Here is a 26,878-nt window from a genome sequence, read left to right on the forward strand (position 1 = left end):
CTTTCTTTACAAATTCAAACCAGAGAAACACATAAACGCCATCGCCATCAAACCTACCGTGATAAACGTAATACCCAACCCTTTCAACGGAGTGGGAACGTTGGAATAGGCCATCTTCTCGCGGATAGCGGCCAACCCTACGATGGCCAGCAACCAACCGATGCCCGAACCGATAGCGTATGCGAATGCATCTCCTATATCGCCGATATACTTCGGATCGGATTCGCCCAAACCGATGCGTTGCTGCATAAACAGCGAGAGGCCCATAATGGCGCAGTTAACGGCAATCAAGGGAAGGAAAATACCCAATGAATTGTAAAGCGAAGGACTGAAACGTTCTACAAACATTTCGACCAACTGAACGATACCGGCGATAACGGCAATGAAGAGAATGAAGCTGAGAAAACTCAGATCGACGCCGTCTACCAGCGCACCTTCCGCCAAGACTTTCGTCTGAAGCAAATAGTTGACGGGAAGCGTGACCACCATCACAAAAGTTACTGCCGCTCCCAATCCCAAAGCTGTTTGTACCGTCTTCGAAACAGCCAGGTACGAACACATACCTAAGAAGAAAGCGAATATCATATTGTCCACGAAAACGGAGCGGACGATCAAACTAAAAAAATGTTCCATAATTCTGTTTTATTTTAGCATGTAGAATTACTCTTCCTGCAATTCTTTATGACGAGCACGTTGATACCAGATGATGCAGCCTACGATGAACAACGCCATCGGAGGCATAAGCATCAACCCGTTGTTCAGATAGCCGATGTGATTCAGCGCATCGTAATTCAGCAAATTGAACCCTAACAAGGTTCCCGACCCCAACAGTTCGCGAAAAAAGGCGACAATCACCAAAATCTTCGCATAGCCTAAACCGTTGCCCACCCCGTCAAGGAACGATTCCCAAGGGCCGTTCTGCATGGCGAATGCTTCCAGACGCCCCATCAGGATACAGTTCGTAATGATCAAACCGACGTAAACCGAGAGCTGAACGCTCACATCGTAGGCATACGCTTTCAGGATCTCGCTGACCACCGTCACCAAGGCAGCCACCACCACCAACTGAACGATGATACGGATACGGTTCGGAATGGTTTTGCGAATCAACGAAATGACCAAATTGCTGAAAGCAGTGATCACGGTTACCGAAAGCCCCATTACAACGGCAGGCTCTAATTTGGAAGTTACAGCCAATGCGGAACATATCCCCAATACCTGCACCGTTACCGGGTTGTTCATGCCAAGGGGAGAGATGAATATTTCTTTATTCTTTTTGGAAAATAATGTTGTCATATTCCGAATCCTCCTTATTTATTATTTAAAAAAACCTTGTAATTCTCTAAGCAGGTCTTCAGCATGGTATCGACGCCGTTGGACGTTATAGTACCGCCGGAAATGCCGTCAACCTCATGGTCGGCATCTTGAATGCGTCCATGTTTGACCACGCTTAAGGCCACTTCGCCGTTGTTCAACACTTTCTTGCTCCTAAACTCATTTTGGAAATGTTCCGTGGCAATTTCCGCGCCTAAGCCCGGCGTTTCGCTGGTATGCGAGAAATAGGTACCGTAAACGGTATCTTTGTCGTCATTCAGGGCGACGTATCCCCAGACGGCTCCCCAAAGCCCCGCTCCGTAAACGGGGAATATATATTTGGTCGAACCCTCGACTTGCGCCACAAAGATATGCAAGCGCCCTCTCTCCTTCGCTTCCTTTTCGTAGGCAGTCGAAAAAGCTTCGTCGTTTTCGACCAACGTACCGTCTCGGTTCAATAGCATATCGGCTTTTACATATTGACTATAGGCTTCCTCGGCATTCTTCACGTTCCGGACGTTGAGCGCCGAAAGGATCTGCTTTTTGGTATCCAGCTCCATATTCTTATCCTGTTTCGATTTCAGCGCTGAGCTCACGAATGCCAGCAGGAATGCCACGATAACAACCATTACCGAAGCATAGATGATAGTATATCTGTTACTGTTCGTATTCATTTTCCGTAGGCATTAATTATTAAACTTTATCGCACGTTTTGCACGGCGATTGATGTTGCGCTGAATGACAAAGTGATCGATCAGCGGCGCGAATACGTTCATCAACAAAATAGCGAGCATCATACCCTCCGGGAAACCGGGATTCAACACTCGAATGACAATGGCCATCCCCCCGATAAGGAATCCGTACCAGTATTTGCCGGTCTCCGTCCGGGCAGAGGTGACCGGATCCGTCGCCATGAATACTGCACCGAAGCAGAAACCGCCTAAACAAAGATGTTCGTACCAAGGCATGCGGGCGACGGCCGTATCCGGCCCGATCGCATTGAAAAGAATGCCCACCAATGCCCCGCCGACGAACACGGAAAGCATCGTCTTCCAACTTGCAACGCCCGTCCATAATAAGAGGACGGCGCCCAAAAGAATGGCGATGACACTCGTCTCGCCTATCGAACCGGGAATCAATCCCGTCACCATATCCATATGGAATGCCGGGAAACCGGTTGCCGAAGCGGTCGTGGCGGCTTGCCCCAGCGCTGTGGCGCCGGAAAAACCGTCGACGACATGGCCGGCGCCTATTCCGAAAATAGCTTCTTTGGCTACCCAAACCGCGTCGCCGGACATCGTCGTCGGATAGGCAAAAAACATGAATGCCCGAGCGACTAATGCCGGATTGAAGATATTCATTCCCGTGCCGCCGAACACTTCCTTGCAGAAAACGACGGAAAAGGCCACCGCCACAGCGATGATCCACAAAGGACATTCCACAGGAACAATCAACGGAACCAACAACCCCGTTACCAAGTAACCTTCCTGAATTTCTTCGTGCTTCCATTGGGCGGCCACGAACTCGATACCCAAACCGACCACATAGGAGACGAGGATCTTCGGCAATACCGCCAAAAAACCGTAACCGAACAAGGGCCAGAACCCGGCATCCAACTGACCGATAGCCCTGAAATGCTGATATCCTACGTTGTACATACCGAACAGCATAGCCGGTATCAACGCTATCACCACCATCGACATGATTCGTTTGCTGTCTATCGAATCGTGGATGTGGACACCCGATCTCGAAGTGGCGTTCGGTACGAACAGAAAGGATTCGAATCCTTCGTATACCGAACGGAAAGCATGGTATTTTCCGCCCTCTTCGAAATCAGGCTTTATCTTGTCAAAATAATTTCTTAACGCTTTCATTAATCTTTCTTTTTTATGGGACTTAGCACAACTCTTTCCGAAGCATATCGAGACCTTGGCGAACGATACGCTGCACTTCCAATTTGCTGGAATCGACGAACTCACAAAGTGCAAAGTCTTCCGGAGCGACTTCATAAATGCCTAAGGCTTCCATACGGTCGATATCGCCCGCAAGGATGGCTTTGATCAGATATTCGGGATAAATGTCCATAGGAAATACACGGTCGTACTCTCCCGACATGATCAGATGTCTTTCACCGCCTTTGATACGGGCGTCGAGCGTATATTCTTTCTTGCCCTGCAACCAGCTGAAATAACTGCGGTTCACGCTGAACTGATTGCAGCGCGGCATGATGAATCCTAAAAATTCATCCTCCTTATCACCTTCGGGGATGACCGTCAAGCTGGTGGCATGAGCCCCGAGGAAACCGTCGGCGGGAATCTTCTTGCCCGTCAATACATTGCCGCTGATATATCGCAATTTTTTGTCGGTAGAAACCTTCCCTTTAAAGATTCCCGACAATTGAGCGCCGACCTTCAGTTTACAGTAGGCAGGCTTTACGACTTCCGAACCCGTCAACGCAACGGTTCGCGTAAAGTCTACTCGTCCCGTGTTAAATAGGCGTCCGATGAAAATCACTTCTTCCGCCCCCAATGTCCAAACGGTCTCGCCTTTGTTGATCGGACTGATATGATTGATCTGAACGCCTGCATTACCGGCAGGATTGGGACCGTCGAAGGCGGTAACCGTTACTTGCTGCGCGTTCGTCAAAGCCGAAGTTTTCTGGCTCACGCAAATATTCAAATAAGTTTTGGCTAACTTGGCCAACGCATTCAAACCTGTTTGGAAATCATTTTCCTGGCCTTGCAGAACGAATTCGAAATTCGCTGCCAGCGGATGCTTGTCGAATGCGGAGACAAAAATAGCTTTCACCTTTGCAGTCGGGTCGGCCACCACCGCATACGGGCGTTCTATGAAAAACGCGAAAAGTCCCGATTCGAGCAACGCGGTTTTCACTTCCTCTCCATTCATTTTCGAGACCTCTTTTCGACCGAAATCCACGTAGTCCTGTTCTTTCGAGGCAGCCACCGAGATGTTCAATACTTTTCGTCGTTCGCCTCTGGTCACGTTAGTCACCACACCGCTAACGGGAGAGACAAACTTCACTTCGGGATGCTTCTTGTCGACGAACAAAGTATCCCCCGCCTTCACATAATCTTGCTCTTTTACCACCACCTTGGGAATTATTCCGTGAAAATCGTCCGGAACCAATGCATACGTTTCGGGAATTTTCACTTCTAACAACTCCTCTGCGGGCTTCCCCTTCAAGTTAATGTCAAGGCCTTTGTGTAATTTAATCACATTTGCCATATTTAGTTAAAAAAGATGATTTCCATTTAACGCTGCAAAAGTAGATAAAAATTAATAGAAAAAGAAAGTTTGGGAAGTTATTCTGTCGAATTCCGACTATTTCTTTCACGCACGCTCTTCGCCCCGTAACATGTCCCAAACTTTCTCTCCACATTTCTATGAGGGTGTGTCGGAATAAAAGTCTGGACACACCTTCGCAGGGAAAGCGGAATTCCCCGTCCTATTTACTCGTCTTGCAGAAACATGGGGTCCCAGGCCGGCAACCTGATGGGCTTTTGTTTCAATATCTCCCGAATCTTTGCAGGAACATATTTCCGGTCGGCAACCAAGCGAAACATGTATTCGTCAAACCACTCGTCGGTCATGATCAGATGTCCCTGATAACCGCTCGTCGGTCCCCAGCTGTTTTCCACCATCCATTTCTTTACTTTCCCTCGCTCATCGATGTCGACGGCCATCAACGTCATGGCATGGCTGCTCATACTGGCATAGGTCTGAATACGCTGTTTCTTATTCATATTGAATGTCGTTCCCATCAACGAAACATAATCATAGTTCCGTACGTCCAGCAATCCTCGTTTGCTATCCATGAACTTGCCCACGTCGCACGAAAAATACAGCATCGTACTGTCTTTGATGGAGGCAATCGCTATTTCTTTAATCGCTTCGACGGGCAGATTGACATAGGTCCAGTTCCGGCCATCGTACACATGGCGGTCGTATTCTATTTCGTAACATCGATAATATTCGCGACTGGGATCGTTCATCAACATCACGTAGTCGTGTTTTAAGTCATTGCCTAAAAACTCTCGGTAAAACGACAAAGGCGTGTATTCCTTCTCGGAGTCGTCTTTCAACCTCCATGCAAAACGTTGGACGGGTTCGCCCAAAGTAATGGCCAGCATGCGATAAACCGTTCCCAACATTTGTGTCTTTCGTTGCTCTACATCCGTTTTGCTTGCTCCGCTGGCCATCGCTTCGCGCAAGAGCAAACCGTCTTCCTTGAGTTTCAAGGCGATTAAACTTCGCATCTTGTTCGTATTGTCGCTGCTGAATGTTTCCGGCATCGCACTTTTGGGAACGATGCCGTATTTATCGATCAGATCCGCTACGCCGGTAAACTGGCCGCCATCGCTTAAAGGATGCTGAAAGAGCCAATCGACGGTCTTGTCGTCCATTGGTTTGTCCGCCGTATCGATGATGCTTTGGAGAAAGAGATTGGCCTTTTCCAACTGATCGTAGAAAAAGAGATAATTCTGCGAGAACTCCATCTCGTCCAACTGATACCGGTTGATCATCTGTGCGCGAAGCACATTGAGTCCGGTAAAGAGCCAACAACGTCCCGAAGATTTCTGATTGGTGATGCCTTTCGAATGCACCTTATGGGAAAAGTGCGTGTCGAAGGCGGCCTGATTTTCCTGATTGAGCGCCAGCTGATCGATGCTGTTAGCACCCAAGGCATTACGAATCGCTTTCATTTCGGGAGTGGGTTGATAACTCTGTTTAATCCGGTTCAGCATTTCGGATGAAATGCCGCCCTCTTGCGCTTCGACAGTCGAAACGCTCAAAAATATCCATGCGAAGAGTGCATATTTCTTCATATCAACGAATTTTATTCACGACAAATATACGATATATTTTCGCCCAAAATATTAATTTTGTTCTCAAAAATTACAGCTATGATCGGAACGATTGTCAACACCGCTACAATTATTGTCGGTACCATTGCGGGCAGCATACTCACTGGCCACCCTGCGCTATCGCCAAACGTTCCGACGAGATCGAAGATAGATCCGTTGAGGTTAGGCAACCTCAAATTCGACGTCCCGAATCCCGTCGGATACGTTGGGGAACCTGTCCGTCGACGTTCCGAACCTCGCCGGATACGTCGGACAACCTGCCCGTTGAGGTTAGACAACCTCAAATTTGACGTTCCGGACGTATCCGAATAGGTGGTACCATCTATCCGACGGAATAAACAACCTCGCCAGCGGGATTCGGAACGTATCCAGCTACATTGTGGGACGTATCCGAAAGGCAAATCACAGGAATACGTTATTTGGAATCCCCGAAATCCACTTGAAATTTCTCGGTCAATTTCTTCTGCCAATCGCCTACCGGCTTGAGCCGACCGAAGAAGAAACGCAAAACTCTCGGTTCGTCGATCCATTGCAAGCCCCCTATCAATTCCCGATTGTCGTACACCCATTTTACGCGGTCGGCACAATATTTAATTTGCGACAGCGTAAATACGCGGCGAGGGACGGCCAGACGAACCAGCTCCAAATCGGCATACTTTTCCGTTCCATCCGGATTGCGCTGTTCGGAAAGCGTGCCGCGCTCCATGCCTCGAATTCCGCCGCCGATATAGAAGGCCGTGGCGAGCGCCGCCGCCGGATACTGGCTCTGCGGAATATGAGCCAACATTTCACCGGCATTGACGTGGGCACCCAAGCCGCCGGAGGGTTTGATCATCGGAACGCCGTACCGATCCAGTTCGTCGACCAAATACTCGATGAATCGAGGCCCTTGGCTGATATATTCCATATCCAGGGTTTCACGCAGACCCACCGCAATCGCTTCCATCGAGCGAACTTCCATGCCACCGTAAGTAAGGAATCCCTCATACAGCGGGATGAATTCCTTCATCTTCAAAATAAAATCCTCGTTATTGGAAATAATCGCACCTCCACGAGCGAACCCGAGTTTTCGCGCGGAGAAATAGATAATATCCATTGCGCCGCCCAGTTTATGCATGATCTCCTGAATGCTCATCGATTTGCACATTTCTTCGCGGGTTTTCATAAAATAGAGATTATCCTGCAAAAGCGACGCATCCAAAATGCTGAGAATACCGTTATTTCTGCAGATCTTGGCCACTTCCAGCATATTTTCCAAACTTACCGGTTGGCCGCCAATCAAATTCGTTCCCGCTTCGATGCGGACAAAAGCGATATTCTTGGCGCCCAATTCTTGGATGGTTTGTTTCAGTCGAGGAATATCGAAGTTCCCCTTAAACGGTTCATCGTTCTGCGGGGCGATTCCTTCCGGTCTGACCAGTTCGATCACGCTGCCTCCCGCTCGAGTTATATGGGCCTTGGTGGTAGTAAAATGAAAATTCATCAAGGTGAACATTCCCGGCTTTACGAAGGTCTCAGCGAGGATATTTTCGCAGGCGCGTCCCTGATGGGCCGGCAGGAAATATTTCGTTCCGAATACTTCTTCGATAGCCTTAATCAATCGGTTGCACGTTTCGGAACCGGCATACGAATCATCCGCTATAGACATGGCAGCAATCTGGTTGTCGCTCATGGCATTCACCCCCGAATCCGTAATCATGTCCATAAATACGTCTCTGTTCTGCAGCAAAAATGTATTATTACCCGCTTCTTCGATCTTTTTAAGACGTTCTTCAACCGGAAGCAGAAAGAGCTTCTGTACGACCCGCACTTTGTGCATTTCCAAAGGCACTTGCTCCTCCGGCTTATAAAATTTTACACTCGTCATTGTATTTTTGTTCTTTTTAATGAGATAAATCCTTATAAATTGTAATTGCTCGTAAAATTATAGTTTCATATTGACATAGCAACAGGGATGAATGGTTATAAATTGTTAAAAATAGAAACAATCACCCATTTTCGTATAAAACAGGTAGATAGACCAGGCGAAATTTTTCGATTCGATGATCGATAAGAACAAAACCAGCTGCATCAGACAACTTTTTCAAGCATTTTTCGGTTTTTTTCCACAAAAATAGAAAAAGATAAAAAAAACAGTGGAAAAAATTTGTTGATAATAAAAAGTGTTGTATATTTGTAACCGAAACTAAGTGGCTGTGAAGTCAAATAGTTTTGCTTAATCGAAAGATTAATGCTAAATAGAATAGTTTAGTTAAGTCTAGTTTAGTTTTTGTGTTGTAGAACGAAGTTCCCACGAGCGAGTGAGAACTTCGTTTTTTTAGTGCTGATCGGAGCGCGGGCTCGAAGTCGGGTTCAACGTTTCATGGCTTTATCGGTTTTTCCAAAGCCTCCTCTCCTCTCTTCGCTTTCCAAGCCATTATCCCTCCATCCAAATCGACCACTCGATAACCGGCGTTCGTCAACAGTTTAGCTGCATCCACGCTCCGTTTTCCGCTTCGGCAATACACGGCTACGATTTTACGTTTATCGAGCTTTTCTTTACTGTTATCCATAAAGTCGGCTTTCTTCACATCTATATTTACGGCATTTTTAAGGTGTCCCTCCATAAATTCGGCTTCCGTACGGACATCCACCAATTGAACGGCTTCTTCAGAAATAATTTTATTAAATTCGTCGACCTCTACCGTAGCAAACTTCTCCTGACTGCATGCACTCAGGCAGAACCCCATAAATACCATCAGAAAACTTAAGAACCGTTTCATACATTTGTTATTTTTTAGCATTAAAATGGTTGTAATCAACCACTTCCCGAGTATTTCGGATACTCATGGAAGGAAACCAGATATCGTCGGCAGTCAGACCGCATTCCTTGACGGCTTGAATGGCATACTCCAATTTACCGAAGTCCGCATCCACATTGTTTGTTCCGAAAGTGAACTTCAATCCGCGCGCTTTCGCTTTCTTAATGATGCTCATGCTCGGTATTTTATAGCGCGGGCTGATCTCCAAGGCAATATGATACTTCTCCATGACATCGAGCACCCGGTTTACGCGTTCTTCCGTCCAGTACTTATCGTAGTCGCTATTCATATCCTCTGGGATATAGGTGGCGTTGGCATAGATATCGACGGGTTCGTTGGTCAGGATCTTCTCTATTTGACTTACGATCAGTTCCATATATTGATCTTTACTCATCCCGTCGAGAATCACCTCTTCCGGACGATAGATGCGAACGATCCGCCCCTTGTGATCGACAATGGTCATAGCATCGGTAAACAGATAATCGAAAACGGATAACGCCTGATGCGAGAATTGGGTAGACCACCGACGACCTTCACCTTGGGCTCCGCGAAGAAACGGCAGATCTCTGACTTCGTAAAAATAACCAAATGCTTCGTCATCGTTAGCAAGCATCCTGCCTACGCCGCCTTCTCCCAGATTCGGAGCTACCCCGTAATTGATGCCGAAGTTCATGGACATGGCATGGGCCTGTTCTTTCGTGAGACCTCCCTTCAGGTGCACGTGATAGTCGATTACGGGAAAGTTTCGCTGTTGCAACCGGATGATCTCATCTCTCTGCTCATCTATCACAGGCAGCGTGTCGTTAGGATTGACTGCTTCTTTCTCCAAAGGAGTAATAGTCAGGTTCCTAAACCGAACTTCACCTTTTTTACCCGATAGCGCTATCGGTCCTTTACTCACGGTGCGATCGGCATTTTCGGGAGTACGGTACGGCTTCTCCGGTTCGGTATAGCATACGACGTCCATTCCGTTGATGCTTACTTCGATATTCTTGCCGCGAACGGCGACCAGGAAGTCGAACCACTGGCCGTCTACGGCCAAGGAACGGTAGAGGTTGCGCACGGAAGCCAAACTGCCTGTCTTTCGCGTACCGTCGATCGGCCCGTTGTGGAATAACACTTCATATCCCCGATGGAAACGCAACGAGGCCTCTCCGACAGCATCCGAACAAGCTTGGCCTCGAAGAACGAAGTTCCGGTAATCTCCTTCGGCCGTCAATTGTTCCCCTGCTTTCACGGAAATTTCCGCGCGTTCAACAATACCGTTTTCATTCGCCCACTTGTCGAGTAATCTCGGTTCACCTACCTTTTGTCCGCATGCGGCAAAAGCAAACGAAACAATTTCTATAAAAACGATCTTTAATAACAATGTCATTTTTTTCATATCGGTCATTTTATCCAATCTTCTACGTAACGCAATAGTAAATACTGTTTCCCCGGCTCTACGTAATGCTCCTCCATCACTTGTTTTCGGACGGTATACTTTTCCAATCGTTTCGCCAGATAATTTTCTACGATCATCGGTTGCTTTTTACAATAAGCGATAATTTTCACCTTTCCGAAAGGAGAAACTTCGGCATACACTTTAATATTTTTGACGACTGCTCCATTAGGAATCTCTTTACCCCTCGTGTAATCTACCCACAAAATAGCCTTTGCCTTGCAGGAATCGCAACCACCTTCTATCCCTGAGGGAGATTTATCCCGTGACATATAAAACGGAATAATCGACAGGAGGATGAGAATAAAAGTCATGTACAGGTAACGATGTTTGTGTTTCATAGATCGTCATTTTTCAGGTGTTGCGGCCTCTCCAGATCTTTCGGAAGCGGCGATATTTTCCGAATCGTTCCAGGTCGCAGGTTTGCTGTCGGTGGTGGTCGCTTCCGTACTTACATCGACTACATACGATTCCTGCCCCAGGTATTTTCGAAAGCGGACGATACGGATAAAATCGGCGACGGCATAAATAACGGCGCTTATACCTATTATAATAATAGGCACGGTACGAGCGACGAACGGATTAATCAACACCAACACGCCGGCAATCAGGACAAGCGTAGGCATGACGTAAAAGACACCCGACACAGTCGCCACGTTCCGAACGGCTACTAATCGGGAAATCTGGTGAATACCGGCCAATACCAAGACCGCCCCCAATACGTACATGAATATATTGGCGAAAAAACCGGGCATTATCATCAACCACAAACCGAAGAGCGCACTGCCGATGCCTGATAAGGGGAAAGGAGAGCCGCCCTTCCGAACATTCACGTAATAAGAAATAACGGTAAACAGTCCCGGAATGAAAAAGAGCGCTCCTATGGCAATAATGAAGTACACCGATATCTGATCGGGATAAGCCACCAAGAGCATACCTGCAACCAAGGCGCATAGGCATCTGACAATAGCATGATTCAAAAGTTTCATATATGATAATGTTTTTAAAAGGATGTGGCGAATTTATATATTTTTCTTAAATTATGACCGAATAGTTTTCTAAATATTGCAAATGAAAAGAAGAAATCATACTTTTACGCATGAACCGATCGAGGCGATGAATACCTCGCCAATAAGATTAGAAAGACGATTAATATTAAAATACAGCAAGATGAAAAAAGGTGATTTTTTATTAGGAATGGTACTCGGAACAATGGTAGGAGGAGCTTTGGGATTCTTATCGCAGACGAGAGAAGGACGTAAATTCAGAAGAGACGTGAAGCATAAATTGGGTGAGTTGCAGGATGACGTATGCGATTACCTGCAGCGTGCCAAGGATAAGGCCGTCAACGTGAAAGATAACGTGGCCGAAAAGATCAATAAACAGGCTGAAGCTATAAAGGAAAAGCTGAATGCGTCTGAAGAATACGATTGATCTTAATATCGCAAAAAACAAGAAATAAGCAGTCTCATACCGAAATGAAGACTGCTTATTTTTCTGTCCCCCTCTCCTCGCTATGATCGGCAGTAAACTTACAGTGCGACAAGAGGAATGAAAAAGCGGTGCAAAGAAAGCGATATCCTGTTTATCGAAGGGTTTGGAGCATTGAAAATAAACATTTTGTTATTTTCAGGCCATATATTTTGCATTTTACAACCTAATCGCTATCTTTGTGTCAATATTCATCAGTAAAAATATAAAATGTCATATAGTGATTATCCTTCCGTTTTGCTCATTTATACAGGTGGAACGATCGGTATGCGACGGAATCCCGAGACAGGAGCACTGGAAGCGTTCGACTTCGATCAATTGCAAGAGCATGTACCCGAATTGAAACGGTTCAACTATCGCATATCTTCCTATCAGTTCAACCCGCCGATCGATTCCTCGGATATGGAACCATCCTTGTGGACCAAATTGGTTCGAATCATCACCGATAATTACGAGGAATTCGACGGATTTGTCATCCTGCACGGGACGGATACCATGGCTTATACCGCATCGGCTCTGAGCTTCATGCTGGAAAATCTCAAGAAGCCGGTAATACTCACGGGAAGTCAGTTACCTATCGACATGCTTCGCACCGACGGAAAAGAAAACCTGATTGCCTCTATCGAAATCGCCGCAGCAAAGCATGAAGACGGAGCATCCATCGTTCCAGAAGTATGTATTTTTTTCGAAAATCAATTGTTGAGAGGAAACCGTACGACGAAAATCAATGCGGAAAACTTCAACGCTTTCCGTTCCTATAACTATCCCACGTTGGCAACGGCAGGCATCCACATCAAGTATGAGTACGACCGCATCCTGAAACCGGATTAACAAAAGTCGTTGAAATCGCACTACCTCTACGATACCAACATTGCGATCCTGACGCTCTTCCCCGGTATTCAGGAGAACATTATCAGCACCGTACTGCATGCGCCAGGACTGAAAGCTATCGTATTGAAGACGTACGGTTCGGGAAATGCACCGCAAAAACGATGGTTTATCGATTTGCTGAAAGACGCGACAACCCGCGGCATCATCATCGTCAATATTTCGCAGTGCCCTTCGGGAATGGTTGAAATGGAACGTTACGAAACGGGATTGCATCTGCTGGATGCGGGCGTCATCAGCGGTTACGACAGCACCGTCGAATCTGTCATCACGAAACTGATGTTCCTTTTGGGACACGGTAAGAGTGAGGAAGAAATCCGTCATCTCATGACCGTTCCGGTAGCCGGCGAATTCACCATCCCAGTCTGACAGCCCGAAAACACCCCGGAACGATTCGATTATTTGAACCTTGACGTATCGACGTCGGCACGCGATTTCGCCTTGTACCCCCCGAAGGCGTAAGTAAATGAAACGCCCGTTTCGCGGAAGTCGGAATAATGCATCCTGTAGCGCTGATTCGCCCAACGAATGGTCGGATAGATCGCATTGCTTTCCAGGATATTCGTTCCGTACAGCCTCACCGTAGCCCGATTATTCATGAATTTATACCGAAAGGCGATATCCAAGTTGTGCGATTCGGGCAGGTTATAATTGCCTTGTATCGCCTTGCTGCGGATCATCCCGTTGACGGTCAAGCTCAGGTCGGGCTTCGACGAGAGGACGAGGGTATTCCGTACCATCCCCATCGTCCACAAAATATCCCGATCGAAAGGGATATCGTAAAAATCGGAATCCTTATCTCGTTGCCACACGCCGATAAGCATGAAATGGGTTTGCCACCATTTGGCGATCTTCACCGGAACGGATGCCTGAAAACCGATTTGCTCGGTATAGTCGAAGTTGCAGTATTTATATTCCATCAACAGACGGTCGGGACGCTGATAAGCCAATTGCGTAAACTTGTCTTTCTGGTAATCATACCATGCGATGAACGTATATTTGTTCTTCAAAACATACACCGATTGCAGTCGATAGTCGCTCGAGGGTTTCAGGAAAGGATTCCCGACAATAGCCCCGTACCCCCCCTTATTATAAGAGACGAAACTGTGCACAGCCCAATATTCGGGATACGTTTTGTTACTGCTCAGACTCAGTTGGAGGGTATGTCCGTCCTTCGGCAGATAGGTTAGGTTGAATACGGGATACCAATCCCATCGATTCCATACGATGCTATGGTAATACTCTGCTGCCAACGAAGCGTCGAGCATCAGTTTTTTCCCAAAGCGCTTGCTGCCCCCCGCATAGAGATTGATGTTGTCTTCCGTTTGTCGGAACGAGGAATCGTCCGGCAAATCGGCCGACTGCTCGCTCGTTTTAACATAGTACTGATAGCTGTGGTCGACGCTGGTATCATAAATCACGCCGTAATTCAGTCCCCATTCGCTTTTCAACCGATGTTCCTGCGAAAGAAAGAACTTCCAGCGGTCGATTTTTTGATCGCTGTTGCTTTCGAAATGATAGGCTTTCCCACCGTATTCGCTGTCGAAGAGCTGTTTCTCAGGCGATTTATAGTAGGTGAATTCCACGCCCGCCTTCAAACCGAAGGGCGTTTCATAATCCAATCGCAGATTGTGCAGCCAGTGAGTGAAATCCTTGTGCGAGGCGGAACGAACGGCTCCCTCGACCGTCTGATTGTTATGATAAGAGCTGTAATTTCCGTTATACACCAAGCTCAACTGATGATTTTCCGTAAAACGATAATCTGCTCCCATGCGGAAAGCATGCTCCTGAGACGGGGCGTGGGTGTAAGCCGTCGTATTCATTTCGTGCCGTGTACCGTCCCTGAGCGTATGCAGGGACTGTTCGTCGCCAATATGATAAAAGGTGCCGTGCGAGTGATCGTAAAGAAGATCGACGGAAAATTTCTTGCGGTTGTATTGCAGGCTCGTCCGTTCTTCGTAAGCCGTGTGATGTCTTTGTTTCAGCAAACCGTAGACCTCGCCCTGGAGGCGAGAAAGATTGTCGGCATCACGATTCAGGACAACATTGATCATCGCGCCGCGGACTTGATATTTCGCCGGAGCGCTGTACATCACCTCCACATGTTTGATTCGCTTTGCAGGCATGGTTTTCAGCAGAGCCATCAGTTGGGACGTATTCATGTTCGTCACTTTCCCGTCGAGCACGATGGTGACCCCCAACCCTCCTAAGGTAATGGATTCATTCTGTTCGACAACTCCCGGAAGTTCTTTCAGCGCTTCGTAGATATTGTCGACCGGCTTGTTGACGATCAGACGCGGCACATCGTAGACCAGTTTCCCGGGTTCCGCCCGTACTGCGGGGCGTTCTCCGGTGATCATCACTTCGGGTAAAGTTCGGAATATGCTGTCCAATTGCACATCGTCAGTCGACAGGGAGTCGGTTTTCACCTCTTGCGCACCGCCATTCGTGGCGAGCAGCACTACGTAGAGAGCAATCCATAATCTTTTCATGGCGTTTTCTGTTTTTTAACGGCACAAAGATAAGCACATGCCGTCTTCGCAAGCCACATTTTTCCGTTACCAAGTCTTATCGGAAGTGTTATCTAATCTTAACGAATAGACGACGTTCCGGGAATCCGCACTATCTTTAAACCGCTAAAAGGAAGAGGGATGAAAATATCGTTCAAATATATCATCTTGCTGGTAATATTGGCGTTGAGTTGTATTTTCAGCTATCAGGCCCATTGGCTGCTCGGGGTATATCGTACGCAGAAAGAAGAGATGGAGCTGCACGTCACAGATGCTATGATATCGGCGGACATCGCGGAAATGATGCTCCGCGTAAAACGAATGGAAGCCGACTCCGCCCAAGCGGGAGCCATCGAGGTCGGCTCGGGTCTGTTGGGCGACCATCGCTCGTATACCAAGGTGAATACGTTCTACCAGCATCGCGACTCCGTGCTGTACAATTCGAGAAAAACGATCTACAGTTCCAAACAGACGGTGATCGTCGATAACAAGAAGAGGAAAAACAAGGATACGATGGTCATCAACGAAGCCGATACCACTCCCTTTGCGACCGACGAGCGGAAGATGCAATTGGAACTCTCGAGAGAGAGTTTCGGCGACATGGCCACGCGCATCCAGCAAGCCTTGCACTCGGGTCTGGACCATATCTCGAAAGTGAATATAGCGGTTTACGACAGCATCCTCGACCGGCAGCTGTACCTGTACCGCATGTATCGGCCGCATCGGGTAGAGCTCGTCCATTATACGGACAGTTCGCTGAAGCACTACACCGTCATCGCCCGCACGCAGACCAACGGCTACCGCCCTTCGCTGAAGGCGAAAACGTTCGAGTACTTCACGGACATCGATGCGATGAGACAGTACCGTGTGACGATGGAACCGCTGACGACCGTCGTCCTGAAACAGATGGGGGGCGTGCTCTTCGCCGCCTTCGTGACCTTTTCGATCCTGCTGCTGACGTATTGGTATTTGGTACGGACGCTCTGGAAACAAAAGACGCTCGACGAGATGAAGAGCGACTTCACCAACAATATCACCCACGAGCTGAAAACGCCGATCGCCATCGCCTACGCCGCCAACGATGCCCTGCTCAACTTCCGAGCAGCCGAAAATCCGGAGAAAGCGAAAGAATACCTACGCATTGGGCAGGAACAGTTGCAACGACTCGGCGGCATGGTGGAACAAATCCTCGCCATGAGCATGGAACGCCGTCGAACACTGGAATTAAAGAAGGAACCGATCCTCGTAAAAAGCGTTTTAGAACCCTTAGTCGCACAGTACAAGCTAAAAACCGACAAACAAGTGACGATCCTCCTGACGGTTCACCCCGAAGCGCTGACGCTCCTCGCCGACCGCCTCCACTTTTACAACATGATCGGAAACCTGATAGACAATGCCGTCAAATACTCGAAAGAATACGTCGATATTCGTATCGATTGCCGGAAAAGGCCGGAGGGGGAAGGAGTAGAAATCAGCGTTGCGGACAACGGCATCGGCATCACACAGGAAAAACAGCGCTATATCTTCGACAAATTCTACCGAATACCGAACGGAAACCGCCACGAAGTGCAGGGATACGGACTCGGCCTGTTTTACGTGAAGCAGATGGTGGAACGGCACGGCGGAACGATTGCCGTGAAAAGCGTGCCGAACAAAGGGACGACATTTCACCTTCAATTCCGTTGAGCGATGGAAAAAATCCATGTTCTATTGGTAGAAGACGAGCAAACGCTGGCCATGATTATCAAAGACACGCTCGAAGTGCAGGATTTCGACATCCGCACGGCGAAAAACGGGGAGGAAGGCCTTCGACTGTTCTTCGACAGTCGCCCCGACGTGATAGTCGCCGACGTGATGATGCCTCGAATGGACGGCTTTACGATGGTGAAACAGATCCGACAGACGGACAAGACCACGCCGGTGCTCTTCTTGACCGCCCGTTCGGCCGTCACCGACGTCGTAACGGGATTCGAGATCGGCGCCAACGATTATCTAAAGAAACCCTTCGGCATGCAGGAGCTGATGATCCGGATCAAAGCCCTCGCCGGGAGGGCGTTCGTGCAGGAGCAGCCGGCAGAACGACCGATCGATTGGTTGGAAATCGGAAATTACCGGTTCAACCCCACCTGGCAACGATTGCAGCTGGCCGGGAAAGACGAAGTCCTTTCGTTCCGCGAATCGGAAATACTGAAAAGACTTTGCCTACACAGAAACCAGGTGGTGAACATGCAAAACATCCTCATGGAACTTTGGGGCGACGATTCTTTCTTCAATACGCGCAGCCTGCACGTGTTCATTACGAAATTGCGGCATAAACTTTCGGAGGACGAACGCATCCGCATCGTAAACATCCGTGGCATCGGTTATAAACTGATCGTCGAATGAGGAATTTCCCTTCCCGCCGTTGCCGAGCCGCTCAGCGGGAGCTAAAATCCGTTTTAGATGCTATCGAGCGGCTCAGCGGGAGCTAAAATCCGTTTTAGATGCTATCGAGCGGCTCGACGGGAGCTAAAATCCGTTTTAGATGCTATCGAGCGGCTCGACGGGAGCTAAAATCCGTTTTAGACGCTATCGAGCCGCTCGGCGGGAACGAAAATTCGTTTTCATTGCAGGCGACCGCCCGGCGGCTACTTCCCCCGTCCACCATCGCGCGGAGGCATCGATCTCTCGACGCTATATTTGAAAAATAAAGTTGCGAATGAAATAATAACTCAATATGCCGGCGATATACCCCACGAAGACGATCCACGTCATGTGACGCATATACCAACCGAAGGTGATCTTTTCCAAGCCCATCACAATCACGCCGGCCGCACTACCGATGATCAGCATCGAACCACCCACGCCGGCACAATAAGCCAACAACTGCCAGAAGATGCCGTCGACAGCCATGTCACCCGTTGCAGCGATGGGATACATCCCCATGCAACCGGCCACCAAGGGTACGTTATCGACGATACTCGACAAGATACCGATCACGCCGGTCACTATATAATGATTGCCACCGGAGGCCGCATCGAGCGACTTGCCCAAGGCCGTCAGCACGCCCACCTCGGCCAAGCAGGAAACCGCCATCAGGATGCCGAGGAAGAACATGATGGTGGGCAAATCGATTTTGCTGAGCAACCGCGACACCCGGTTCACGAAACTGCCTTCCTTCAGCTTGTCGTTCCGATAGAAAATCTCCGTCGTGATCCACAGCACGGACAACACCAGCAGAATGCCCATGAAAGGGGGCAAGTCAGTCAGATAGCGGAAGACGGGAACGAACATCAAACCTCCCACACCCAAGAAGAAAATAACCCGTCGCTGGAAGCTGGTGAAACCCTCTTCCTCCGTTTCGCTCCGTTCCTCGGGGAGCTCCAACTTACCTTTCAGCATAAACTGAATGAGAAAGGCCGGCACCACCATCGATACGAGTGAGGGCAGGAAGATTTCCTTGATTACGCCGGCGGAGGTGATCATATTTCCGATCCACAGCATGATCGTCGTCACATCTCCTATCGGCGAGAAAGCACCGCCGCTATTGGCGGCGATAATGACCAGCGAGGCGTAGATGATCCGGTCTTTGCGATCATACACGAGTTTCCGCAACACCATGATCATGACGATGCTCGTAGTCAGGTTATCCAAAATAGCCGAAAGAACGAAGGTCATGAAAGCTATCTTCCAGAGTAGCGACCGCTTGTTCGTCGTTTTGAGCGCATTCCGTACGAAGTTGAAGCCGCCGTTCGAATCGACGATCTCGACGATGGTCATGGCTCCCATGAGGAAGAACAAGGTTTCGGCCGTTTCGCCGAGATGTTCCTTAATCACTTCGGCGACCTTCGCTATGACTCCCTCCTCTCCGCCGGTATATCCCAATGCGGTGAGGAATGGAAGGGGATTGAGCATATAAACGGTCCAACACAATACGCACATAAGCAATGCTACGGCGGCTTTATTCACTTTCAAAGCGCTTTCGAGCGTGATGCACAGGTATCCGAGAACGAATATGACCACAATGGCAATGGTTAACGAAATCATGATTTGTTTATTATTAAACGTTTAGAACGCAAATGTAGTAAAATCCGTTCGACGACAAAGCGTTCTGCCGCAGTTTAACAGTTTGCGGTTAAACTTTTCCCGCGCACGAGGATCCCCTCGGTCTCGTGCCGACCCGATACACCCTCCTTCGCTTTGCGATTTAATTCTGGACGCCTCCCATAATGTCCAACAATTCGTTGGTGATGGCTTGTTGCCGCGTCTTATTGTACATCAACGTGAGGTCGTCCAACAGTTCGTTGGCGTTATCCGTCGCCGTTTGCATGGCGATCGTCCGCGCGGCGTGCTCCGCCGTATTCGTATCGAGCAAGACCGTATAGATTTTCAGGTGCAACACTTTCGGCAGCATACGCTCCAGCAGCACGTGTGCCGAAGGTTCCAGAATATAATCGTAAAACATCTTCTCCTCCTTTTCCTGTGGTCGCGATACTTCTAACTTCAGAGGAAGATACGTTTCATCGAGCAGCATCTGGGAAGAGGTAGAGTGGAAATGATGGTAAATTAACTCCACCTTGTCGAGCTCTTTACGGAGATACTTTCCCATCAGGGCTTCCGCCAAACTCGCCGCATCGTTAAAGGAAGGCTTGTCAGCCATCCTGACGAAATTGCCTTGCGGTCGAATACCCATCTTGACGACCGCTTCAGATATTTTCTTTCCTACCGGATACACGAGTACGTTTTCCCGTCCTAAAGCCTTATATCTTTCAACTGCCTTTTTGAATGCCTTGACCACATTCGAATTAAAAGCTCCGCACAAGCTGGAGTTGGACGAGAAGACGACGATCGCCACCCGTCTCACCTCCTCGCGTTCCGTCAGGAAGGGTGACTGAAGATTTCCTTCCCGACTGTACTGCAAAAAATCGTCCATCATCTCATGCAGTCTCCGCTCATACGGGAGCATGCTTTCCACCGTTTTCTGCGCTTTGTGCAGCTTCGCAGAGGCGACCATCTTCATCGCCGAGGTAATCTTACTCGTGCTCTTGACGGAGGCGATTCTTCCCTTAACTTCTTTCAGCGAGGCCATAACTATGCTTTATAAGTGGATACCGTATCTGCGGCGATCCGCTGAATAACGGCTATCACCTCGTCCGTCATTTTTCCCGAGGCCAACACATCCAATACATCTTCCTGATGTTCCGCGCGCAAACGCTGCAAGAACGTATCCTGAAAAGCAGCGATCCGGTCGACGGCAATCTCGCGCATCAAACCGTGTACGCCGCAATACAAGATAGCCACCTGTTCGCCCACAGGCATGGGACAGTATTGCGGCTGTATCAGCAATTGATTATTCTTTCGCCCCCGATCCAAAGTCATTGCAGTAACTTTATCCATATCGCTGCTGAACTTGGAGAAAGATTCCAGCTCGCGGTACTGAGCCATGTCGATCTTCAAGGTCCCGGCTACCTTTTTCATACTCTTGATCTGCGCGCTGCCTCCGACACGAGATACGGAGATCCCAACGTCGATAGCCGGCCGAAAGCCCTGGTTGAACAAGTTTGTATCCAAGAAGATCTGTCCGTCCGTGATCGAGATCACATTGGTAGGAATGTAGGCCGAAACATCGCCCGCTTGCGTCTCGATAATGGGCAAGGCCGTCAGCGAGCCTCCGCCCCTTACCTTATTCTTCATGCTTTCGGGCAAGTCGTTCATCTGTTCGGCTACCTCCTGTTGACCGATAATCCGCGCGGCGCGTTCCAGCAAGCGGGAATGCAGGTAGAATATATCGCCAGGATAGGCTTCTCGACCGGAAGGGCGGCGAAGAATCAAAGAGACTTCTCGGTAGGCGACCGCCTGTTTCGACAAATCGTCGTATACCACCAAGGCGTCACGCCCACTGTCTCGGAAATATTCGCCGATCGCCGCCCCCGCAAACGGTGCGAAATATTGGAGCGCTGCCGGATTGGCTGCGGTGGCAGAAACCACGATCGTATAATCCATTGCTCCATGGGCTTTCAATATATTGACGAGCGTGGCCACCGTCGACGCCTTTTGACCGATCGCTACGTAAATGCAATAGACGGGTCTTCCGGCTTCGTAATTCGCACGCTGATTGATAATGGTATCGATGGCGATGGCGGTCTTTCCCGTCTGTCGGTCTCCGATGATCAATTCCCGCTGCCCGCGTCCGATAGGAATCATGGCATCGACGGATTTCAAGCCGGTCTGCAAAGGCTGATTCACCGGTTGCCGGAAGATAACGCCGGGAGCCTTGCGCTCCAAAGGCATTTCGCATAGGTCTCCATCGATCTCCCCGCGTCCGTCCAAAGGTTCTCCCAAGGGAGTTATGACGCGTCCCAACATGCTTTCTCCCACTCGGATAGAAGCGATGCGTTTGGTACGTTTCACGATCATACCTTCTTTAATTCTATCGGTCGGTCCCAGCAATACAGCGCCTACGTTATCCTCTTCCAGATTCATCACAATGGCCTTAATACCATTGTCGAACTCGAGCAATTCCCCAGACTCCGCATTCTTCAATCCGTAGATACGCACTACGCCGTCGCTTACTTGAAGGACTTCCCCCACTTCATCGAACTGAAGAGAGGTATCGATTTCCTTCAACTGGCGAAGCAATATTTCGGAAACTTCACTGGGTTTTATTTTTTCAGACATAGCTTTTATTTAATAATTAATCAATAACATCCTGAAAGGCTTCTCCCTTTCAGCGTATACTTCTGTTCTTTTCGACGAACTGCTTCCTGACGAGTTGTATCTGATGGGCGAGGCTGGCATCCAACCGATACGTTCCGAGCTGAAAGATAAAGCCTCCCCAGATATTCGGGTCTACTTTCGCGGTAAACTCCGCTGTCCCTTTCGTCTGGTCGGTCACCATCTTGCGAATACGTTCGATCACCGCCGGCGAAGCGGGTGTAGCGGTAATAAGACTACCCACGTTGATATTTTTCTGCTTTCTATACAAACCGATATAGGACGTGAGCATAAACAGTAGCATGTTTTCCCGCCTTTCATGCAGCACAAGTCGAACGAAACGCCGGAGCTCGGCCGTTATCTTTCCGCCGAGCGCCTCCTCTATCAACGCGGATTTCTTAGCCGGCGCCAAAAGAGGGTTATTCATCGCGGTCTGCAACGCAGAAACAGCCATCCATGTATCTTTCAGTTTCAGCGCTTCGCGATACACTTCTTCCGCCTTCCCCGTTTCATCGACAAAGGTGAGCAATGCTTTGGCGTAACGTACTGCAATCGATCCGACAGTCATGGCTTATCAGTTTTTAGAAAGATTCACTTCGTCCAGCAAGCGTTCTATCATTTCCGTTTGCCTGGATTCGTCGTCGAGATTCTTACGCAACACCTTTTCGGCAATATCTACGGACAAGAGCGCAACTTGTCGGCGAATATCGCGAATAGCATCTTCTTTTTCTGCTCGGATCTGTTTCTTGGCTTCCTCCAGGAGCTTGTTTCCTTCCAGGCGTGCTCGATCCTTCGCTTCCGCCAGCATCTGCTCGCGTGTCTTCGAGGCTTCATTCAGGATGCGTGCCTGTTCTTCGTGAGCTTTAGCCAAGATCGTTTCCCCCTCGACTTTCAGATTGGCAAGCTGTTCGTTGGCTTCCTTGGCAGCAATCAATGAATGGTCGATATACGTCTTGCGTTCGTTCACCATTCGGGTGATGATGGGAAATCCGAATTTGGCAAGCACGAAGAATACCACCAGAAAAGCTAAAAGCATCCAGAACAACAGACCGGTATCGGGCATTAACAATGACATGGTCTTTTATCTCAATGCAAGGAAACATACGACGATCGCAAACAAGGCTACTCCTTCGATCAAGGCCGCAATGATAATCATATTCATACGAATATCGGAAGCGGATTCCGGTTGACGGGCGATAGCTTCCATGGCGGAGCCGCCGATCTTACCAATACCCAACCCTGCTCCGATGGCAGTAATACCAGCACCGAGCGCTCCACCTACTTTACCTAAAGCTGCACCGGCGGCAGCTTGCAACAACATACTTGATAGTAACATAATTCTTTAATTTAAATTGTTTTTATGGATGTAATTAATTTATTCTGTTTCTTCCTGACGCGACAATCCGATGAATACCGACGACAACATGGTAAACACGTAGGCTTGGATAAAGGCAACCAGCAATTCCACGCAATTCATAAAAACCACGAAGAATACGGAAAGAACCGTCATCGAGCCGCTGACGACTGCCCCCATGCCGGCTGTCACGAAAATGATGCTTGTCAAGGCCAAGATTGCCGAGTGGCCGGCCATGATGTTGGCAAACAGTCGGATCATCAAGGCGAATGGTTTGGTGAAAATACCGAAAAGCTCGATGGCAGGCATGATCGGCACCGGAAACTTCAACCACATAGGTACGTCGGGCCAAAGGATGTCTTTCCAATAAGTTTTGTTTCCAAATACGTTAACCGCCACGAAAGTACACAAGGCCAACACAAAGGTGACGGCGATATTGCCCGTTACGTTCGCTCCGCCAGGGAAAACGGGAATGATTCCCATAAGGTTATTGACGAAGATGAAGAAGAAGGCCGTCAACAGATAAGGAGAATATTTCTTATAGTCTTTGCCGATGCATGCCTTAATGATATCCTCTTCCACCATCATGATAAACATTTCCATGAATCCCACGAATCCCCTGGGAGCCGCATCGTCGGCTTTCTTATGTTTATACCAATGTGCACACCCCAAGACGAGAAAGATCAGTATCAAACTGTTGATCCACAATGCCAAGACGGTCTTGGTAACGGAAAGATCGAAAGGTCTTTTCTCTTCGCCTGTCGAGGTTTGCTCGACGATCTTTCCGGCGTACTCACCTTCGGTTGCAATGCGCAAGCCTTCGTATTCGGTTCCCCGCGGATAGAGTTTCGAGGAAGCGAATACGTGCCATCCGCTGCGGCTGCTGTAAACGATCACCGGCAAGGGGACGACGACATCCGTTTTGCCGATCTTGATAATATGCCATTCGTATGAATCGCTGATGTGCTCCATCACGATTTCGCCGGCATTCACGTCTTCTTCCTGCGGCCTCTCCGCCGTTTCGTCCGGTTGTGCCGACGAAGCGATGAAAGTCAGCAGGCAAAGCGCCGCAAGGATATATTTCAGTCTATTCATTCTCTTTTATCTTTTGGTTGTTTACCCTTCTTTTCCGCCGTTCATACGATACGAAAAACAAGGTTTCGAATATGACGATAAAGAAATAAAATACACAACTGGTCAAAACAAAATCGATTCGATGCATGCTTTCGCTCAGCATGATTCCGAACCAAATACAGAGAAAGAAGATAAAGCGTGCCACTACGTTTCCCAGATATACGATAAGCAAATCTTTTTTACCCGCCTGACGAACTTTCTCGAATATCCCAATGAAACCGACGCCGTACACATAAAACAATACAGGAATCCATGGGAACGAAGAAAAATAATGCAACGGATAGCAGTACCTCAACGTCACATAAACGATTACGGCTGTCGACATCAAAACGATGGCACTGTAGATCAAATATTTCTTTACGACGACTGTCGATGAAAGGGACATCATAACCTCCTTAACCTATATTTCTACACAGACTGACACTTCATTGCTCTTTACCTGTACGAACCCGCCTTTTATTTCCACTTCTCGCGCAACTTCTCCTCTTGTATAGGTAACGACTCCCTGATCCAGAGAGGAAATGATCGGCGCATGAAACGGCAAGACCGTAAAAGCTGACTTGGTGCCGGGGAACTTGACGCTGTCGGCAGCTCCTTGATAGAGTATTCCTTCAGGAGTTGCGATCGTCAGTTTCAGTACTTCGTTTTCGTTCGTCATCTGCATTCGTTTTATTGATTGGCCGACTCCATGATTTTCTTTCCTTTGGCAATGGCGTCTTCGATCGTACCGACATTCAGAAACGCCTGCTCGGGAAGATCGTCGACTTCACCGTCCATGATCATATTGAACCCCCGAATGGTATCTTCGATAGACACGAGGATGCCTGGAACGCCGGTAAACTGCTCGGCTACATGGAAAGGTTGCGACAGGAAACGTTGTACTCGACGGGCGCGGTTGACGGTCAATTTGTCTTCGTCCGACAATTCGTCCATGCCTAAGATGGCAATGATATCCTGCAGCTCTTTGTTGCGCTGGAGGATTTGTTTCACGCGCTGCGCCGTTTCGTAATGTGCTTTCCCGATGACGTTCGGATCGAGAATGCGGGAAGTGGATTCCAACGGATCGACTGCCGGGTAAATACCCAACTCCGTGATTTTTCTGCTCAACACGGTGGTGGCGTCCAAATGCGTAAAGGTGGTGGCGGGAGCCGGGTCGGTCAAGTCGTCGGCCGGAACGTATACGGCCTGCACGGAAGTAATCGACCCGTTCTTCGTAGAAGTGATCCGCTCCTGCATCTGCCCCATTTCGGTAGCCAAGGTGGGTTGATAACCTACGGCCGAAGGCATGCGCCCTAACAGAGCCGATACCTCGGAACCCGCCTGTGTGAAACGGAAGATATTGTCGATAAAGAACAGGATGTCACGCGGCGCATCCGGATCACCGCTCTTTCCGTCGCGGAAAGACTCGGCGATGGTCAGACCGGATAAGGCTACGGAAGAACGCGCTCCCGGCGGTTCGTTCATCTGTCCGTAGACCAAGGTGGCTTGCGACTTGGCTATCTCGTCGTAATCGACTTTCGAAAGATCCCAATTACCTTCTTCCAAACTCTTCTTAAACTCTTCTCCGTAGCGGATCACTCCCGACTCTATCATTTCGCGAAGTAGGTCGTTGCCCTCGCGGGTACGTTCTCCCACGCCGGAAAAGACGGAGAAACCGTTGTTCGCTTTGGCGATGTTATTGATCAGTTCCATGATCAGTACCGTCTTACCTACGCCGGCACCACCGAAGAGACCGATCTTGCCGCCTTTCGCATACGGCTCCAACAGATCGATCACCTTGATACCCGTGAACAAGACTTCCTGTGTAGGGGCCAATTCTTCAAACTCAGGAGGTTCGCGATGAATAGGCAATGCGCCTTCTTTTGAGAGGGGACGCATCCCGTCGACGGCTTCCCCCACCACATTCATCAGTCGCCCTTTGATTTGAGTGCCTACCGGCATCGTGATAGGTTGCCCCATCGGCGTCACTTCCATCCCGCGGGTTAAGCCGTCGGTACTGTCCATTGCTACGGTGCGCACCATATCTTCTCCGATATGCTGTTGCACTTCAAGGATCAAGGTTCTGCCATCCGTACGTTTCAATGTCAATCCCTCGTGAATACGCGGGAGCAACAACTCGGCATCCATATCCTTGTCCGAGAAAGCCACATCGACAACCGGTCCGATGATTTGAGAGATATGTCCAACAATCTGTGACATAAGCATTATTATTATGAATTTATTACGTCGTATGAATTTATCGGAGCTTCAGCGCTCGCTTTTCTTCCGCGAAGGCAAAGTTAGAAATTATCCGTCACATATCAGCATGATCCTGTACTTTTTTGCGCAAAAATGACGTTTTACCGCAAACAACGGAAAAAATAACG

25 protein-coding genes and 1 pseudogene are annotated in these 26,878 nt (G+C 48.7%); 4 read left to right on the top strand and 22 right to left on the bottom strand.

Annotation, left to right across the window (positions count from 1 at the left end):
- Positions 1–6: 6 nt before the first annotated feature.
- The 11 genes from nqrE to BN102_RS08630 all read right to left on the bottom strand — a co-directional run bounded on the left by nqrE (position 7) and on the right by BN102_RS08630 (position 11,431).
- Positions 7–633 (bottom strand): NADH:ubiquinone reductase (Na(+)-transporting) subunit E, encoded by a 627-nt coding sequence (nqrE, locus tag BN102_RS08580; protein WP_019208720.1) that lies wholly within the window; start codon positions 631–633, stop codon positions 7–9.
- Positions 634–660: 27 nt separating this feature from the next.
- Positions 661–1,296, bottom strand: coding sequence for an NADH:ubiquinone reductase (Na(+)-transporting) subunit D (locus tag BN102_RS08585; protein ID WP_019208721.1), 636 nt, complete (start codon positions 1,294–1,296; stop codon positions 661–663).
- 14 nt (positions 1,297–1,310) lie between these two features.
- On the bottom strand, positions 1,311–1,988 hold the full coding sequence (locus tag BN102_RS08590) for a Na(+)-translocating NADH-quinone reductase subunit C (RefSeq protein WP_019208722.1): 678 nt from the start codon (positions 1,986–1,988) through the stop codon (positions 1,311–1,313).
- Positions 1,989–2,000: 12 nt separating this feature from the next.
- Positions 2,001–3,188, bottom strand: coding sequence for an NADH:ubiquinone reductase (Na(+)-transporting) subunit B (locus BN102_RS08595; RefSeq protein WP_019208723.1), 1,188 nt, complete (start codon positions 3,186–3,188; stop codon positions 2,001–2,003).
- Positions 3,189–3,210: 22 nt separating this feature from the next.
- Complete coding sequence (locus tag BN102_RS08600; protein ID WP_019208724.1) at positions 3,211–4,560, bottom strand: Na(+)-translocating NADH-quinone reductase subunit A; 1,350 nt, start codon at positions 4,558–4,560, stop codon at positions 3,211–3,213.
- Positions 4,561–4,784: 224 nt separating this feature from the next.
- A complete protein-coding gene (locus tag BN102_RS08605; protein WP_019208725.1) occupies positions 4,785–6,161 on the bottom strand; it encodes a C1 family peptidase in 1,377 nt (458 codons plus the stop codon).
- Between the two features lie 454 nt (positions 6,162–6,615).
- Positions 6,616–8,067, bottom strand: a complete 1,452-nt coding sequence (locus tag BN102_RS08610; RefSeq protein ID WP_019208726.1) for a tryptophanase — start codon at positions 8,065–8,067, stop codon at positions 6,616–6,618.
- A gap of 493 nt (positions 8,068–8,560) precedes the next feature.
- A complete protein-coding gene (locus tag BN102_RS08615) occupies positions 8,561–8,962 on the bottom strand; it encodes a rhodanese-like domain-containing protein (RefSeq protein WP_019208727.1) in 402 nt (133 codons plus the stop codon).
- Positions 8,963–8,969: 7 nt separating this feature from the next.
- Entirely contained in the window at positions 8,970–10,385 is a 1,416-nt protein-coding gene (locus BN102_RS08620; protein ID WP_021311357.1) for a DUF1080 domain-containing protein, read from the bottom strand.
- 5 nt (positions 10,386–10,390) lie between these two features.
- A complete protein-coding gene (locus BN102_RS08625; protein WP_019208729.1) occupies positions 10,391–10,783 on the bottom strand; it encodes a DUF4891 domain-containing protein in 393 nt (130 codons plus the stop codon).
- Positions 10,784–10,789: 6 nt separating this feature from the next.
- Complete coding sequence (locus BN102_RS08630; RefSeq protein ID WP_019208730.1) at positions 10,790–11,431, bottom strand: HdeD family acid-resistance protein; 642 nt, start codon at positions 11,429–11,431, stop codon at positions 10,790–10,792.
- 181 nt (positions 11,432–11,612) lie between these two features.
- Here BN102_RS08630 and BN102_RS08635 point away from each other — a divergent pair, with 181 nt between their 5' ends.
- Both BN102_RS08635 and BN102_RS08640 read left to right on the top strand, forming a co-directional pair.
- Positions 11,613–11,876 carry a YtxH domain-containing protein gene (locus BN102_RS08635; RefSeq protein ID WP_035455907.1) on the top strand — a complete coding sequence of 88 codons (264 nt, stop codon included), beginning with the start codon at positions 11,613–11,615 and terminating at the stop codon, positions 11,874–11,876.
- Positions 11,877–12,143: 267 nt separating this feature from the next.
- A pseudogene (locus BN102_RS08640) lies at positions 12,144–13,190 on the top strand (asparaginase).
- A 29-nt stretch (positions 13,191–13,219) separates the two neighbouring features.
- Here BN102_RS08640 and BN102_RS08645 read toward each other — a convergent pair.
- Positions 13,220–15,313: an outer membrane beta-barrel family protein gene (locus BN102_RS08645; RefSeq protein ID WP_019208734.1), complete on the bottom strand. Its 2,094-nt coding sequence runs from the start codon at positions 15,311–15,313 to the stop codon at positions 13,220–13,222.
- Between the two features lie 159 nt (positions 15,314–15,472).
- Between BN102_RS08645 and BN102_RS08650 the strand changes: the two genes are divergently transcribed.
- A complete protein-coding gene (locus BN102_RS08650; RefSeq protein ID WP_019208735.1) occupies positions 15,473–17,017 on the top strand; it encodes a sensor histidine kinase in 1,545 nt (514 codons plus the stop codon).
- A gap of 3 nt (positions 17,018–17,020) precedes the next feature.
- A complete protein-coding gene (locus BN102_RS08655) occupies positions 17,021–17,716 on the top strand; it encodes a response regulator transcription factor (RefSeq protein WP_019208736.1) in 696 nt (231 codons plus the stop codon).
- Between the two features lie 288 nt (positions 17,717–18,004).
- Here the strand turns inward: BN102_RS08655 and nhaD are convergent, their stop codons facing one another.
- The 10 genes from nhaD to atpD all read right to left on the bottom strand — a co-directional run bounded on the left by nhaD (position 18,005) and on the right by atpD (position 26,711).
- Positions 18,005–19,357: a sodium:proton antiporter NhaD gene (gene nhaD, locus BN102_RS08660; protein WP_019208737.1), complete on the bottom strand. Its 1,353-nt coding sequence runs from the start codon at positions 19,355–19,357 to the stop codon at positions 18,005–18,007.
- A gap of 160 nt (positions 19,358–19,517) precedes the next feature.
- Positions 19,518–20,399 carry a F0F1 ATP synthase subunit gamma gene (locus BN102_RS08665; protein ID WP_019208738.1) on the bottom strand — a complete coding sequence of 294 codons (882 nt, stop codon included), beginning with the start codon at positions 20,397–20,399 and terminating at the stop codon, positions 19,518–19,520.
- 2 nt (positions 20,400–20,401) lie between these two features.
- Positions 20,402–21,988: a F0F1 ATP synthase subunit alpha gene (gene atpA, locus BN102_RS08670; RefSeq protein ID WP_019208739.1), complete on the bottom strand. Its 1,587-nt coding sequence runs from the start codon at positions 21,986–21,988 to the stop codon at positions 20,402–20,404.
- Positions 21,989–22,037: 49 nt separating this feature from the next.
- Positions 22,038–22,592 carry a F0F1 ATP synthase subunit delta gene (locus BN102_RS08675; protein WP_019208740.1) on the bottom strand — a complete coding sequence of 185 codons (555 nt, stop codon included), beginning with the start codon at positions 22,590–22,592 and terminating at the stop codon, positions 22,038–22,040.
- A gap of 6 nt (positions 22,593–22,598) precedes the next feature.
- Positions 22,599–23,099: a F0F1 ATP synthase subunit B gene (gene atpF, locus BN102_RS08680; RefSeq protein WP_021311306.1), complete on the bottom strand. Its 501-nt coding sequence runs from the start codon at positions 23,097–23,099 to the stop codon at positions 22,599–22,601.
- A 6-nt stretch (positions 23,100–23,105) separates the two neighbouring features.
- Positions 23,106–23,360 (bottom strand): ATP synthase F0 subunit C, encoded by a 255-nt coding sequence (gene atpE, locus BN102_RS08685; RefSeq protein WP_035455814.1) that lies wholly within the window; start codon positions 23,358–23,360, stop codon positions 23,106–23,108.
- 39 nt (positions 23,361–23,399) lie between these two features.
- Entirely contained in the window at positions 23,400–24,473 is a 1,074-nt protein-coding gene (gene atpB, locus BN102_RS08690) for a F0F1 ATP synthase subunit A (protein ID WP_019208743.1), read from the bottom strand.
- Positions 24,466–24,900, bottom strand: a complete 435-nt coding sequence (locus BN102_RS08695; protein ID WP_156810963.1) for a hypothetical protein — start codon at positions 24,898–24,900, stop codon at positions 24,466–24,468. Before BN102_RS08695 ends, atpB begins: the two co-directional genes overlap by 8 nt.
- A 12-nt stretch (positions 24,901–24,912) precedes the next feature.
- Positions 24,913–25,170: an ATP synthase delta/epsilon subunit beta-sandwich domain protein gene (locus BN102_RS08700; protein WP_021311290.1), complete on the bottom strand. Its 258-nt coding sequence runs from the start codon at positions 25,168–25,170 to the stop codon at positions 24,913–24,915.
- Positions 25,171–25,181: 11 nt separating this feature from the next.
- Complete coding sequence (gene atpD, locus BN102_RS08705) at positions 25,182–26,711, bottom strand: F0F1 ATP synthase subunit beta (RefSeq protein ID WP_019208746.1); 1,530 nt, start codon at positions 26,709–26,711, stop codon at positions 25,182–25,184.
- Between the last annotated feature and the right edge of the window lie 167 nt (positions 26,712–26,878).

This window comes from Phocaeicola abscessus CCUG 55929, assembly GCF_000312445.1.
Taxonomy (GTDB): domain Bacteria; phylum Bacteroidota; class Bacteroidia; order Bacteroidales; family Bacteroidaceae; genus Phocaeicola; species Phocaeicola abscessus.

What these genes read in the sequence shown, in the direction of transcription:
- BN102_RS08590 (WP_019208722.1), bottom strand. Translation starts at nt 1,988, where the DNA reads ATGAATACGAACAGTAACAGATATACTATCATCTATGCTTCGGTAATG.
- atpB (WP_019208743.1), bottom strand. Translation starts at nt 24,473, where the DNA reads ATGAATAGACTGAAATATATCCTTGCGGCGCTTTGCCTGCTGACTTTC.
- atpF (WP_021311306.1), bottom strand. Translation starts at nt 23,099, where the DNA reads ATGTCATTGTTAATGCCCGATACCGGTCTGTTGTTCTGGATGCTTTTA.
- atpE (WP_035455814.1), bottom strand. Translation starts at nt 23,360, where the DNA reads ATGTTACTATCAAGTATGTTGTTGCAAGCTGCCGCCGGTGCAGCTTTA.
- BN102_RS08620 (WP_021311357.1), bottom strand. Translation starts at nt 10,385, where the DNA reads ATGAAAAAAATGACATTGTTATTAAAGATCGTTTTTATAGAAATTGTT.
- atpA (WP_019208739.1), bottom strand. Translation starts at nt 21,988, where the DNA reads ATGTCTGAAAAAATAAAACCCAGTGAAGTTTCCGAAATATTGCTTCGC.
- BN102_RS08615 (WP_019208727.1), bottom strand. Translation starts at nt 8,962, where the DNA reads ATGAAACGGTTCTTAAGTTTTCTGATGGTATTTATGGGGTTCTGCCTG.
- BN102_RS08605 (WP_019208725.1), bottom strand. Translation starts at nt 6,161, where the DNA reads ATGAAGAAATATGCACTCTTCGCATGGATATTTTTGAGCGTTTCGACT.
- nhaD (WP_019208737.1), bottom strand. Translation starts at nt 19,357, where the DNA reads ATGATTTCGTTAACCATTGCCATTGTGGTCATATTCGTTCTCGGATAC.
- BN102_RS08700 (WP_021311290.1), bottom strand. Translation starts at nt 25,170, where the DNA reads ATGACGAACGAAAACGAAGTACTGAAACTGACGATCGCAACTCCTGAA.
- BN102_RS08695 (WP_156810963.1), bottom strand. Translation starts at nt 24,900, where the DNA reads ATGATGTCCCTTTCATCGACAGTCGTCGTAAAGAAATATTTGATCTAC.
- BN102_RS08650 (WP_019208735.1), top strand. Translation starts at nt 15,473, where the DNA reads ATGAAAATATCGTTCAAATATATCATCTTGCTGGTAATATTGGCGTTG.
- BN102_RS08600 (WP_019208724.1), bottom strand. Translation starts at nt 4,560, where the DNA reads ATGGCAAATGTGATTAAATTACACAAAGGCCTTGACATTAACTTGAAG.
- BN102_RS08595 (WP_019208723.1), bottom strand. Translation starts at nt 3,188, where the DNA reads ATGAAAGCGTTAAGAAATTATTTTGACAAGATAAAGCCTGATTTCGAA.
- BN102_RS08635 (WP_035455907.1), top strand. Translation starts at nt 11,613, where the DNA reads ATGAAAAAAGGTGATTTTTTATTAGGAATGGTACTCGGAACAATGGTA.
- atpD (WP_019208746.1), bottom strand. Translation starts at nt 26,711, where the DNA reads ATGTCACAGATTGTTGGACATATCTCTCAAATCATCGGACCGGTTGTC.
- BN102_RS08625 (WP_019208729.1), bottom strand. Translation starts at nt 10,783, where the DNA reads ATGAAACACAAACATCGTTACCTGTACATGACTTTTATTCTCATCCTC.
- BN102_RS08610 (WP_019208726.1), bottom strand. Translation starts at nt 8,067, where the DNA reads ATGACGAGTGTAAAATTTTATAAGCCGGAGGAGCAAGTGCCTTTGGAA.
- BN102_RS08655 (WP_019208736.1), top strand. Translation starts at nt 17,021, where the DNA reads ATGGAAAAAATCCATGTTCTATTGGTAGAAGACGAGCAAACGCTGGCC.
- BN102_RS08675 (WP_019208740.1), bottom strand. Translation starts at nt 22,592, where the DNA reads ATGACTGTCGGATCGATTGCAGTACGTTACGCCAAAGCATTGCTCACC.
- BN102_RS08585 (WP_019208721.1), bottom strand. Translation starts at nt 1,296, where the DNA reads ATGACAACATTATTTTCCAAAAAGAATAAAGAAATATTCATCTCTCCC.
- BN102_RS08630 (WP_019208730.1), bottom strand. Translation starts at nt 11,431, where the DNA reads ATGAAACTTTTGAATCATGCTATTGTCAGATGCCTATGCGCCTTGGTT.
- BN102_RS08645 (WP_019208734.1), bottom strand. Translation starts at nt 15,313, where the DNA reads ATGAAAAGATTATGGATTGCTCTCTACGTAGTGCTGCTCGCCACGAAT.
- BN102_RS08665 (WP_019208738.1), bottom strand. Translation starts at nt 20,399, where the DNA reads ATGGCCTCGCTGAAAGAAGTTAAGGGAAGAATCGCCTCCGTCAAGAGC.
- nqrE (WP_019208720.1), bottom strand. Translation starts at nt 633, where the DNA reads ATGGAACATTTTTTTAGTTTGATCGTCCGCTCCGTTTTCGTGGACAAT.